At 60.5% G+C, this 12201-nt stretch carries 8 protein-coding genes; 5 read left to right on the top strand and 3 right to left on the bottom strand.

The window, feature by feature from the left end:
- Positions 1-3 precede the first annotated feature (3 nt).
- Entirely contained in the window at positions 4-1470 is a 1467-nt protein-coding gene (gene astD, locus IEX40_RS06290) for a succinylglutamate-semialdehyde dehydrogenase (RefSeq protein ID WP_188746369.1), read from the top strand.
- Between the two features lie 79 nt (positions 1471-1549).
- Positions 1550-2884 (top strand): N-succinylarginine dihydrolase, encoded by a 1335-nt coding sequence (gene astB, locus IEX40_RS06295; protein ID WP_188746371.1) that lies wholly within the window; start codon positions 1550-1552, stop codon positions 2882-2884.
- Between the two features lie 118 nt (positions 2885-3002).
- On the opposite strand, the gene aceF is transcribed toward astB, so the two are convergent.
- From aceF to pdhR, 3 genes are all read right to left on the bottom strand, one after another.
- Positions 3003-4967, bottom strand: coding sequence for a dihydrolipoyllysine-residue acetyltransferase (gene aceF / locus IEX40_RS06300; protein ID WP_188746373.1), 1965 nt, complete (start codon positions 4965-4967; stop codon positions 3003-3005).
- A gap of 41 nt (positions 4968-5008) precedes the next feature.
- The gene (gene aceE / locus IEX40_RS06305; protein ID WP_188746692.1) at positions 5009-7657 is read right to left on the bottom strand and encodes a pyruvate dehydrogenase (acetyl-transferring), homodimeric type; all 2649 of its coding nucleotides are present in this window, start codon (positions 7655-7657) and stop codon (positions 5009-5011) included.
- Between the two features lie 271 nt (positions 7658-7928).
- Positions 7929-8690, bottom strand: coding sequence for a pyruvate dehydrogenase complex transcriptional repressor PdhR (gene pdhR / locus IEX40_RS06310; protein WP_188746375.1), 762 nt, complete (start codon positions 8688-8690; stop codon positions 7929-7931).
- 346 nt (positions 8691-9036) lie between these two features.
- On the opposite strand from pdhR, the gene IEX40_RS06315 reads away from it, so the two are divergent.
- From IEX40_RS06315 to IEX40_RS06325, 3 genes are all read left to right on the top strand, one after another.
- Entirely contained in the window at positions 9037-10110 is a 1074-nt protein-coding gene (locus tag IEX40_RS06315) for a TRAP transporter substrate-binding protein (RefSeq protein WP_188746377.1), read from the top strand.
- A 107-nt stretch (positions 10111-10217) separates the two neighbouring features.
- Positions 10218-10742: a TRAP transporter small permease subunit gene (locus IEX40_RS06320; protein ID WP_188746379.1), complete on the top strand. Its 525-nt coding sequence runs from the start codon at positions 10218-10220 to the stop codon at positions 10740-10742.
- Positions 10743-10745: 3 nt separating this feature from the next.
- Positions 10746-12131 (top strand): TRAP transporter large permease, encoded by a 1386-nt coding sequence (locus IEX40_RS06325; protein ID WP_188746381.1) that lies wholly within the window; start codon positions 10746-10748, stop codon positions 12129-12131.
- The last annotated feature ends 70 nt before the right edge of the window (positions 12132-12201 follow it).

The following is a 12201-nucleotide window of genomic DNA, read 5'->3' on the forward strand; positions in this document are numbered from 1 at the left end:
ACCATGACCGATTCCCTGTTTATCAACGGCCAGTGGCTAGCCGGTAACGGCGCGCCCATCACCTCCCACAGCCCCTGCAGCGCTGAAACAATCTGGTCAGCCGGCAGTGCCGACGCGGCTCAGGTAGAGCTGGCGGTGCGTGCCGCACGTGGTGCCTTCGAGGCCTGGTCCGACCTCAGTTTCGATGAGCGTGCCGCCTACTGCCGCCGCTTCGCCGAGCTGTTACAGGCGCGCAAGGAGCTGCTGGCCGACGCCATCGGCCGCGAAACCGGCAAACCGCTGTGGGAGAGCCGTACCGAAGTGGCGGCGATGATCGGCAAGATCGAGATCTCGATCCGTGCCTACCAGGAGCGCACCGGTAGCCGCGAAGGTGAGGCCGCCGGCGCCCGCGCGGTGTTGCGCCACCGGCCGCACGGTGTCGTCGCCGTGTTCGGCCCCTACAACTTCCCCGGCCATCTGCCCAATGGCCATATCGTACCGGCGCTGCTGGCGGGTAACTGCGTGGTATTCAAACCCAGCGAGCTGACCCCGATGGTGGCGGAACTGACTCTGCGCTGCTGGGAAACCGCCGGCCTTCCGGCGGGGGTGCTGAACCTGGTGCAGGGTGAGAAAGAGACCGGAATCGCCCTTGCCGGTCACCCCGGCATCGACGGCCTGTTCTTCACCGGCAGTTCGCAAACCGGCGAGCTGCTGCACCGCCAGTTCGGCGGTCATCCCGGCAAGATTCTGGCGCTGGAGATGGGCGGCAACAACCCGCTAATTGTCGGCGAGATCAGCGACATCCGCGCTGCCGTGCACGAAACCATCCAGTCCGCCTATATCAGCGCCGGTCAGCGCTGCACCTGTGCGCGCCGCCTGCTGGTACCCGCAGGCGAGAGTGGTGACCGCTTCGTCGCAGCGCTGGTCAACGCGGTGAAGGAGATACGCGTCGGTCGCTACGACGCCGAGCCGCAGCCGTTCATGGGTAGTCTGGTCAGCGAGACCGCCGCAGACCGCATACTGGCCGCCCGCGATCACCTGTTGGCGCTCGGCGCCCAGGAACTGGTGCCGCTGAACAAGCTCGAACCCGGCACCGCCCTGCTGTCACCGGGTCTGATCGATGTCAGCGCGATCAGCGAACTGCCGGACGAGGAGTACTTCGGTCCGCTGCTGCAGCTGATCCGCTACCGGGATTTCGATCAGGCGATCGCGCAGGCCAACAACACCCGTTTCGGCCTCTCCGCCGGCCTGCTCAGCGACAGCCGGGAACAGTATGAACGCTTCGTGCGCCGTATCCGCGCCGGCATCGTCAACTGGAACAAGCAGCTCACCGGAGCCAGCAGCGCTGCGCCGTTCGGCGGCATCGGCGCCAGCGGTAACCACCGCGCCAGCGCCTACTACGCCGCGGACTACTGCGCCTACCCGGTTGCCGGACTGGAGCTGGACCAGGTCCAGCTGCCGGAAACCCTGTCGCCGGGACTTGAGCTCTGAATACCGCGCTACGCATGAGCACCGCATAACGGCCGGCCGGCGTGCCCTGTGCACGCCCCGGCAACAGGAGAGAACAGAGATGAACGCATTTGAGGCAAATTTCGACGGTCTGGTTGGCCCGACCCACAACTACAGCGGTCTGTCATTCGGCAACATCGCCTCCGACCGCAACCAGGCCAAGCCGTCCAACCCGAAGCAGGCGGCACTGCAGGGGCTGACCAAGATGAAGGCGCTGCACGACTTAGGGCTTATCCAGGGCGTACTGGCGCCGCAGGAGCGTCCCGACGTGCAGACCCTGCGCCGGCTGGGTTTCTCCGGCTCCGACTCGTCAGTGCTGTTCCAGGCCGCCCAGTATGCCCCGCGCGTACTCTCTGCCTGCTGCTCCGCGTCGAGCATGTGGACCGCCAACGCCGCCACGGTATCGCCCAGCGCCGATACCCTCGACAGCCGCGTGCATTTTACCCCGGCCAACCTGACCAACAAGTTCCATCGCTCGATCGAGCATGAAACCACCGGCCGCATCCTGCGTGCCACCTTTCCCAACGAAAGGCACTTCCGCCACCACTGCGCGCTGCCCGGCGTCGAGCACTTCGGCGACGAAGGCGCCGCCAACCATACCCGCTTCTGCCATGAGTATGGCCAGCGCGGCGTGGAGTTTTTCGTCTTCGGCCGCTACGCCTTTGACAGCAGCAAACCAGCACCGCAGAAGTTTCCCGCCCGCCACACTTATGAGGCCTCCCAGGCGATCGCCCGCAAGCACCAACTGAGCGCCCGGGATGTGGTCTACGCACAGCAGAATCCGGACGTTATCGATCAGGGTGTGTTCCATAACGACGTCATCGCCGTGGGTAATCGGGAGCTGCTGTTCTGCCACCAGGAAGCCTTCCTCGATCAGGAGGAGGTTAAACGCCAGCTGACCCGCGCCATGCAGGACCAGTTCCGCGTCATCGAGGTCCCGACCGCCCAGGTCTCGGTACAGGATGCGGTGCGCTCCTACCTGTTCAACAGCCAGCTATTGTCGCTGCCCGATGGCCGCACCATGCTGGTGATCCCGGAGGAGTGCCGGCAGACACCGGCGGTATGGAACTATCTGCAGGATCTGGTCGCCAGCGGCACCGGCATCGACGAGCTGAAGATCTTCGACCTTAAGCAGAGCATGAGCAATGGCGGCGGTCCGGCTTGCCTGCGCCTGCGCGTGGTACTGAACGACGAGGAGCGCGCCGCGGTCAATCCGCACACGCTGATCAACGAGGAGCTGTACGCCAAACTGACCGCCTGGGTGAACAAGCACTACCGTGATCGTCTGGAGGAGCGTGACCTGGCCGATCCCAAGCTGCTGATGGAATCCCGTTTCGCCCTCGACGAGCTGACCCAGATCCTGAACCTCGGCTCTATCTACCCCTTCCAGCGTTAACCCGATCCGGGGCCAGGGACAGGCCTGGATCAACCCAACTCTCCACTCCTGCTGTTAGCCGACAGCCATTAAAAAAGGCTCCCGAAGGAGCCTTTCTTTTTACCCGTCGATCCCCTGATCAGAGCACCAGACGACGGATATCGCTGAGCAGGCCGTTGAGGTCGGTCAGGAAGCGACCGGCATCACCGCCGTTGATCGCACGGTGGTCATAGGAGAGGCACAGCGGCAGCATCTGACGCGGTTCGAACTCCTTGCCGTTCCAGCGCGGCTTGATATCCGCTTTGGACACACCGAGGATCGCCACTTCCGGGGCGTTGACGATCGGCGTAAAGCCGGTGCCGCCGATACCGCCGAGGCTGGAGATGGTGAAGCAGGCACCCTGCATCTCGTTCGGCTTCAGCTTGCGATCCTTGGCCTTGCCGGCCAGTTCGATCGCTTCCTTCGACAGCTCGTAGATGCTCTTCTTGTCGGCATCCTTGATCACCGGCACCATCAGGCCGTTCGGCGTATCCACGGCAAGACCGATGTTCACATATTTCTTGTAGACAATATGCTCGCCATCGGCGTGCAGGGAGGCATTGAACTTCTGATGACGGCTCAGCGCGATCGCGGCGGCCTTGATCAGGAACGGCAGCGGAGTCAGCTTGACGCCGGACTTGGCCGCTTCGTCCTTCATCTCCTTGCGGAACGCTTCCAGCTCGGTGATATCCGCTTCGTCGAACTGGGTCACGTGCGGAATGTTCAGCCAGCAGCGTGACATGTTGTCGCGGGTGACCTTGTCGATCTTGCTCAGCTTGACCATCTCGATCTCGCCGAACTTGCTGAAGTCGACCGCCGGAATCGGCGGGATGCCGGAACCACCGCTGACGCCTGCTGCTGCCGGTGCACCCTGCTCCAGTTGTTTCAGCGCGCTCTTGACGTAGTTCTGTACATCTTCCTTGACGATACGGCCTTTCCGGCCGCTGCCGCTGACCTTGGTCAGGTCGACGCCGAACTCGCGTGCCAGGGCACGCACGGCGGGACCTGCGTAAACCGAGCGGTTTTTCTTGTCCAGCGCGGCGAGATCGCCGGCAGAGATCGCTTTACCTGCCGCCGGTGCCGCAGCGGGCGCGGCAGGTGCAGGAGCAGCAGACGCAGCAGGCGCAGGCGCCGCAGCTGACGGAGCCGCAGCTGCAGGTGCAGAGCCCGCCACTTCAAGTTCGAGCAGCAGGTCACCTTCGTTGACCTTGTCACCCTCTTTGATCTTCATCGACTTGACCACGCCACCCTTGGGTGCCGGTACTTCCATCGAGGCCTTGTCGGTCTCCAGTGTGATCAGGCTGTCGCCCTCGGCGATAGTATCGCCATCCTTGACCAACACTTCGATGACGTCGACATCGCTCGCGCCGCTCAGATCGGGGATCAGCACCTGTTCGATACCGCCAGATGCGGCCGGAGCGGCAGGTGCCGCCGCCGGGGCAGGTGCTTCAGCAGCCGGTGCCGCTGCGGCAGTCGCCGGAGCCGCACCGCCAGACACTTCGAGTTCGAGCAGCAGGTCGCCTTCGTTGACCTTGTCGCCCTCGTTGATCTTCAACGACTTGACGACACCGCCCTTGGGTGCCGGTACTTCCATCGACGCCTTGTCGGTCTCCAGCGTGATCAGGCTGTCGCCCTCGGCGATGGTGTCGCCCACCTTGACCAACACTTCGATGACATCCACATCGCTGGCACCGCTCAGATCGGGGATCAGTACCTGCTCGATGCTGCTTGCTGCCGGCGCCGCGGCGGGCGCCGGTGCCGCAGCCGGTGCAGGCGCTGCTTCCTCAGCCGGAGCCGGCTCTGCGGCCGGTGCAGCTTCTGCCGCACCCGCCGCTTCCAGTTCGACAATGGCATCACCTTCGCTGCAGGTACCGCCTTCGCTGACCAGAATGTTTTTCACTACGCCCGCAGCGGTCGACGGCACATCCATCGACGCCTTGTCGGTCTCCAGCGTGATCAGGCTGTCGCCCTCGGCCACGGTATCGCCAACCTTGACGCAGATCTCGATGATATCGACGCCTTCATGACCGCCGATATCCGGTACTGTAATAGTTGTTATGCTCACAATACTGTCCTCTCGCTAACCTTCAGATGTTCAGTGCCGGATCAAACGGTCCAGGGGGCCGGTTTTTCCGGGTTAAGATTGAACTTCTGCATCGCCTTGGCAACGACGGAAGGCTCGATCTTGCCCTCCTCCTGCAGCGCTTTCAGCGCCGCTATACAGACGTAGTAGCGGTTAACTTCAAAGAACTCACGCAGTTTGGTGCGGGTATCGGAACGGCCGAAACCGTCGGTACCCAGCACCTTGTAGCGGCGCGGGATGTACTCACGCAGCTGATCGGCATACAGACGCATGTAGTCGGTCGATGCGATGACCGGACCCTCATGCCCCTTCAGCGCCTGCTCGAGATAGGACTCGCGCGGCTGATCTTCCGGGTGCAGCATGTTCCAGCGGTACACCTCCTGGGCATCGCGGCGAAGCTCGTTGATCGACGTGGTGCTCCAGACATCCGCCTCGACACCGAACTCGTCACGCAGCAGCGTGGCCGCTTCGCGTACTTCGCGCAGGATAGAACCACACCCGAACAGCTGAACCTTGAGATCGGCTTTGCCGCCCTCTTCCAGCAGGTACATGCCCTTGACGATGCCCTCTTCGGCACCCTGCGGCATCTCCGGATGCTGGTAGTTCTCGTTCAGCGAGGTGATGTAGTAGAACTTGTTCTCCTGATCCTTGTACATCCGCTTCAGGCCGTCCTGCACGATCACCGCCACTTCGTAGCCGTAGGTCGGGTCGTAGCTGACGCAGTTCGGGATCATCTGCGCCATCAGGTGGCTGTGACCATCCTGGTGCTGCAGACCTTCGCCGTTCAACGTGGTACGACCTGAGGTCGCGCCGATCAGGAAGCCACGCGCCTGCATATCGCCGGCAGCCCAGCACAGGTCCATGACGCGCTGGAAGCCGAACATGGAGTAGAAGATGTAGAACGGCACCATGGTGCAGTTGTTGTTGGCGTAGGAGGTGGCACAGGCCAACCAGGCCGACATGGCGCCCGCCTCGTTGATCCCCTCTTCCAGGATCTGACCAGTCTTCGACTCTTTGTAGAACATGATCTGGTCGGAGTCATGCGGAACGTAGCGCTGGCCGGCGGATGAGTAGATACCGAGCTGACGGAACATACCCTCCATACCGAAGGTGCGCGCTTCATCCGGCACAATCGGCACGACACGGTCGCCCATGTTCTTGTCTTTCACCAGTGCGCTGAGCACGCGGTTCAACGCCATCTGCGTCGACAGCGTACGCTCACCGGAGGATTTCAGCTGACCGGAGAAAGCTTCCAGATCCGGTGTTTCCAGCTTCTCGAACTCCACGCGGCGTGCCGGGTAAAAACCACCGAGCTTCTGTCGACGCTCGAGCATGTACTTCATCTCCGGGGAATCCGGAGCCGGACGGTAGTAGGGAACGTCCTTCAGCTGCTCATCGGTCAGCGGGATGTTGAAGCGGTCGCGGAACGACTTCAGGTCGTCCATCGCCACCTTCTTCAGCGAGTGGGTGTCGTTCTTGGCCTGGCCGGACTGACCGGTACCGTAACCTTTTACGGTCTGCGCCAGAATGACGGTCGGCTGGCCCTTGTTATTCATCGCCTGATGGTAGGCCGCATACACCTTGTACGGGTCGTGGCCACCACGGTTCAGGTTCATGATCTCGTCATCGGACATATCCTTGACCATCTCGGCCAGTTCCGGATACTTGCCGAAGAAGTGCTCACGGGTGTAAGCGCCGCCGTTGGCCTTGTAGTTCTGCAGTTCGCCGTCGCACACTTCGTTCATGCGCTTGACCAGCAGCCCCTTGGTGTCCTTCTCGAACAGCGGATCCCAGTGACGGCCCCACAGACACTTGATCACGTTCCAGCCGGCGCCGCGGAAGATCCCTTCCAGCTCCTGCACGATCTTGCCGTTACCGCGAACCGGACCGTCCAGACGCTGCAGGTTACAGTTGATCACGAAGACCAGGTTTTCGAGTTGCTCACGGCCGGCCAGGGAGATCGCACCCAGGGTTTCCGGCTCATCACACTCGCCATCGCCGAGGAACGCCCATACCTTGCGTTCGCCACGTTTGACCAGATCACGTGCAGACAGATAACGCATCACGTGAGCCTGGTAGATCGCCTGGATCGGGCCCAGCCCCATGGAAACGGTCGGGAACTGCCAGAAGTCCGGCATCAGCCAGGGGTGGGGGTAGGAGGAGAGACCATTACCGTCCACTTCGCGACGGAAATTATCCAGCTGCTCTTCGGTCAGACGCCCTTCAAGATAGGCGCGGGCGTAGATACCCGGTGAAATATGCCCCTGGAAGAACACCATATCCGACTCGCGGTCGCCTTCCGGGCCGTGGAAAAAGTAGTTGAAACCGATGTCGTATAGCGTCGCCGATGAGGAGAAGCTGGAGATGTGACCACCCAGACCCTCGTCGTTGTCGTTGGCGCGCATAACCATCGCCATCGCGTTCCAGCGGATGAATGAGCGGATACGACGCTCCATGAACAGATCACCCGGCATGCGCACCTCTTCGCGAGGGGCAATGGTGTTCACATAGGGTGTGTTCAGAGTGGCAGCACCACCGACGCCGATTTCGGTGGCTTTGGTGCCAAGCTTGGTAAGCAGGTAGCGCGCACGCTCGTTACCGTCGTTTTTGGCGACTGATTCGAGCGCTTCCATCCATTCACGGGTTTCGATTGGATCGATATCGTCAATCATCTCGTCTAGCACTGTGCTTTCTCCGATTCCTGTAGCCGTCTTATTTGTTTGCATGGAAGAACGAGCTCTACTCCGGCTTGTGGCCAGAGCATCCGTTTCCCGGTTGTGCCCCTGTCAATACAGTACTTGAGGTGTTGCACTGCAACATCCGACGGGTCACTTATTATGTGTAAAGATACTACACATTATGTTTCAAACAGTCTACAAAGCGCCCCTGCAGTCCATATTGTTATCAAACAATACAAGGATCCTGTAATTTTTATACAAACCGTTAACGTGATAGGTCCGAACGGCGCAACGACCTCTCCAGTCGGGTGTTTTCCCGCCCCTGTTCTAGTAGAGCCTCTTCAACATAGACCAGATGATCGTGTGCTGCCTTGCGCGCACGCTCCGGATCGCCATCGCAGATCGCATCCATCAACACCTGGTGCTGCTCATGTATCTTCTTCCGGTAATCCACCTTGGGATAGATATTCTGCAGGTTGTCGCCGATGTGCTGCTGCAGCAGACGAAACAGCGCTCGCATCATATGCAACAGCACCATGTTATGGGTTGCAGCCGCAATCGACAGATGAAAGTCCACATCCGCCGCCACCTCCTTTTCGAACTCCTTGGTGGCATGGTATCCCTCCAGGGTCCGGTAGCATTTCCGAATCGCCTCACGGTCGGCCGAAGTACTGCGTAATGCGGCATAGTAGGCGGTCACCCCCTCCAGGGCATGGCGAAACTCCAGTAGGTCGTATTGCGCCTCGGGATGGGTTCTAAACAGCTCCAGCAGCGGGTCCGAAAAGGAGCCGCCCAGATCCTCCGAGACATAGGTTCCCCCTCCCTGACGGCTGACCAACAACCCTTTGGCAGCCAGCTTCTGCATCGCTTCACGCAGCGAAGGCCGAGATACCTCGAACTCCTTAGCCAACTCCCGCTCCGGCGGCAGCTTCTGCCCCGGTTTCAGCGTGCCCTCAAGGATCATTGCCTCCAACTGCCCCATGATCACATCCGACAGCTTCGGCGGTTTAACCCTTTGATATGCCATATAAATCCTCAACCAGAAGACTTTGGTAAGACCATTAATCCTAGCGCGTTCCCACTCCCAGAACCAGCCTATCAAATCCCATAAGAATAATACTGAAATAATTGGTATGACCAATATTGCGGAACACTCATTACATAATCACCACCAGAAGCGCCCAAAACAAGAGCATAAATCGGCACCAAAAATCTATTGACAGCCTTTGTGCAAAAAAAATACAGTAGCCACACGACATAAGGTCAATTGGTATTACCAATTAATCAAGTCGGTATCCATGGCGTCTCCACCCCGTGACGCTATGCCGATCATCCCGAACGCTAGATAACAACAACGAACCCAAGGGTGTGTCATGAAGAAATTTGCCAAAACCGTGCTCTCCACCGCCGTCCTCACCGGGGCCGCGCTCTCTCTGTCCGCTCCCGCCACCGCTGGCGACAAACTTCTGCTGAAGACGCCGGTGGCGTTCGGCACTCACCTGCCCGCGCTGGGTTCTCCGATCAAGTGGGTTTCCGAACAGCTGCAGGTGATGTCGGACGGCGACATCAAGATGAAGATCTACGAGCCGGGCAAGCTGGTCAGTCCGCAGGAGATCCTGGATGCCGTTTCCTCCGGCAAGGTCAACTCCGGTTACTCCACCGCCGGCTACTGGCAGGGCAAGCTGCCGGCCGCTGCTCTGTTCTCCGCCGTACCCTTCGGCCCGGAAGCGGGCGAATACATGGCCTGGATGTACTACGGCAACGGCCTGAACCTGTATCAGGAGATGTACGACAACGGCGGGTACAACGTTAAAGTTATCCCCTGCGCCATCATCTCTCCGGAAACCTCCGGCTGGTTCTCCAAGCCGATCGAAAAGCCGGAAGATCTGCAGGGCCTGAACATGCGCTTCTTCGGCCTGGGCGCCTCCGTCATGGAGAAGCTGGGCGTAGGCACGGTGCAAATGCCGGGTGGCGAGATCTTCGGCGCGCTGGAGAAGGGCGCCATCGACGCCACCGAATTCTCCCAGCCGGCGATCGATCAACGTCTGGGGCTGCACAAGATCGTCAAGTACAACTACTTCCCGGGCTGGCATCAGCAGGCCACCGTGTTCGAACTGCTGGTCAACAAGGACACCTGGAAAGAGATGAGCGAGAGCAAACAGGCGATCGTCGAGAACACCTGCAAGGCTTCGATGACCAACGCCATCGCCGAGGGCGAGGCGATGCAGTTCCCGGTGATGGAACAGGCCAAGCAGAACGGCGTCGAGATTCGTTACTGGAACCAGACCATGCTGGATACCTTCAAGACCAAATGGGACGAAGTGGTAGAGGAAAAAACCGCAGCCGATCCGTTCTTCAAGAAGGTGTGGGATGACATGAGCACCTTCCGCCAGGGTTACGACCTGTGGGAAGCCAACGCCTTCCTGCCGCGCGTGCAGAAGGACTGATCTACATACGCTATGCCTCTACGGCGGTCCGCCGACGCGGACCGCCTCTCCTCGCCCTTTTCGGGCGACCTCAACGATCGATTGAATTAACAGGGTAGGGTCTTCCGGTGACTGAACAAGAAAAGCTGCCGCCAGTACCGCTGGCCGACGGCATCGACCGGCTAATAAATCGGATCGGACTCGGCGTGGCCTGGGTCTATGTTCTGCTGGTATTGGTAATTATTCTGCAGGTGGTGCTGCGCAAGGGGTTCGCCCACGGCCTGATCGCGCTGGAGGAGCTGCAGTGGCATCTTTACGCGGTCGGCGTCATGTTCGGCTTGAGTTATGCACAGGTCACCAACTCGCATGTCCGTGTCGACCTGTTCTACACCCGCTTCTCAACCACAACCAAACGTGTGATCGAGGTGTTAGGCATCCTGCTGCTGGTGATGCCGTTCCTTGTCATCACCTTCCTGCACAGCCTTGATTTCGTCGCTGACTCCTGGCGCATCAATGAACACTCCTCCGCCCCATCCGGCCTGCCCTGGCGCTGGCTGATCAAGAGTTCCATACCGCTCACCCTGGCACTGCTGGGGCTGGCGATGATCTCGCGCCTGATTCGCGAGCTGACGCTACTGGCACGGGGGGAGTAAGCGATGGATATCAACGAGATTCTGGTTATCGCGATGTTCCTGACGTTCATCGCGCTGCTGTTCACCGGCATTCCCGTGGCCTGGGTGCTGGGCGGCACCGGCGTGCTGTTCGCCGGCATCGGTTACCTGGCCGACCTTCATCTGGACACCATCACCGGACTGGACTACACCACCCTCGGTCTGGTGGTGAACCGGCTGTGGAAGATCATGGACAACTGGATCCTGGTCGCGCTGCCGATGTTCATCTTCATGGGCATCATGCTGGACAAGTCCGGCGTCGCCGAGCGTCTGATGCAGTCGATGCAGGAGCTGTTCGGCCGGGTACGCGGCGGGCTGGCGGTCACCGTCACCGCCATCGGTATCATCCTCGCTGCGTCCACCGGCATCATCGGCGCATCCGTGGTGCTGCTGGCGGTGATGTCGTTGTCCACGATGACCAAGCAGGGCTACTCGATGCCGCTGGCGCTGGGCACCATCGCATCCGCCGGTACCCTCGGCATCCTGATCCCGCCCTCGATCATGCTGGTGATCATGGCCGACCAGTTGGGGCTGTCGGTCGGCGATCTGTTCATGGGCGCGGTGATGCCGGGTCTGATGCTGGGCGCGATGTATATCATCTACATCCTGATCACCGGCTGGCTGAAGCCGGGAGCGGCCCCCGCACCCGAGGACGCCAAGCCGGTTACGCCGGCCGCGTTCCTCAACGTGATGAAGGCAGTACTGCCGACCCTGCTGCTGATCTTCGTCGTGCTGGGCTCGATCTTCGCCGGCATCGCCACACCGACCGAAGCCTCCGGCGTCGGCGCCTTCGGCGCCACGCTGCTCGCGATGTACAACAGGAAGTTCAGCTTCCGGGTACTAAAGGAGGTGATGTCCGGCACGATGAACACCACCGCCTACATCTTCGCGATCTTCATCGGCGCCACCTGTTTTGCGCTGGTGCTGCGCGAACTGGGCGGCGACGAGTTGATCGAATCGTTCCTGACCGGACTGCCGTTCGGCCCCTACGGCATCATTTTCTTTATCCTCGGCGTGATCTTCCTGCTCGGTTTCTTCCTTGACTGGATCGAGATCACGCTGATCATCCTGCCACTGCTGGCACCGGTGATCTCGGCGCTGGGATTGGATATCGACGGCTATGGCGTGGTCGACAATCCGGAGCTGGTCTGGTTCGTGATGTTGGTGGCGATGGCGTTGCAGACCTCGTTCCTGACGCCGCCGGTAGGCTTTGCGCTATTCTACCTGAAGGGGGTATGTCCGCCGGACGTCAAGCTGACCGATATCTACAAGGGGGTCATTCCGTTCATCCTGTTGCAGTTGCTGGCGCTGCTGGTGCTGATCTTCCTCCCGCAACTGGTGCTCTGGCTACCGGCCAACGCCTACGGGTGATCGCCCGCCGTAACAGGATAGACCCAGGTTTTACCCGGCGAGGCATTCACCTCGCCGGTTGCAGTTTCCG

It is taken from the genome of Marinobacterium zhoushanense, from assembly GCF_014641945.1.
GTDB classification, from domain to species: domain Bacteria; phylum Pseudomonadota; class Gammaproteobacteria; order Pseudomonadales; family Balneatricaceae; genus Marinobacterium_D; species Marinobacterium_D zhoushanense.

What these genes read in the sequence shown, in the direction of transcription:
- IEX40_RS06315 (WP_188746377.1), top strand. Translation starts at nt 9,037, where the DNA reads ATGAAGAAATTTGCCAAAACCGTGCTCTCCACCGCCGTCCTCACCGGG.
- aceE (WP_188746692.1), bottom strand. Translation starts at nt 7,657, where the DNA reads ATGATTGACGATATCGATCCAATCGAAACCCGTGAATGGATGGAAGCG.
- pdhR (WP_188746375.1), bottom strand. Translation starts at nt 8,690, where the DNA reads ATGGCATATCAAAGGGTTAAACCGCCGAAGCTGTCGGATGTGATCATG.
- astD (WP_188746369.1), top strand. Translation starts at nt 4, where the DNA reads ATGACCGATTCCCTGTTTATCAACGGCCAGTGGCTAGCCGGTAACGGC.
- IEX40_RS06325 (WP_188746381.1), top strand. Translation starts at nt 10,746, where the DNA reads ATGGATATCAACGAGATTCTGGTTATCGCGATGTTCCTGACGTTCATC.
- astB (WP_188746371.1), top strand. Translation starts at nt 1,550, where the DNA reads ATGAACGCATTTGAGGCAAATTTCGACGGTCTGGTTGGCCCGACCCAC.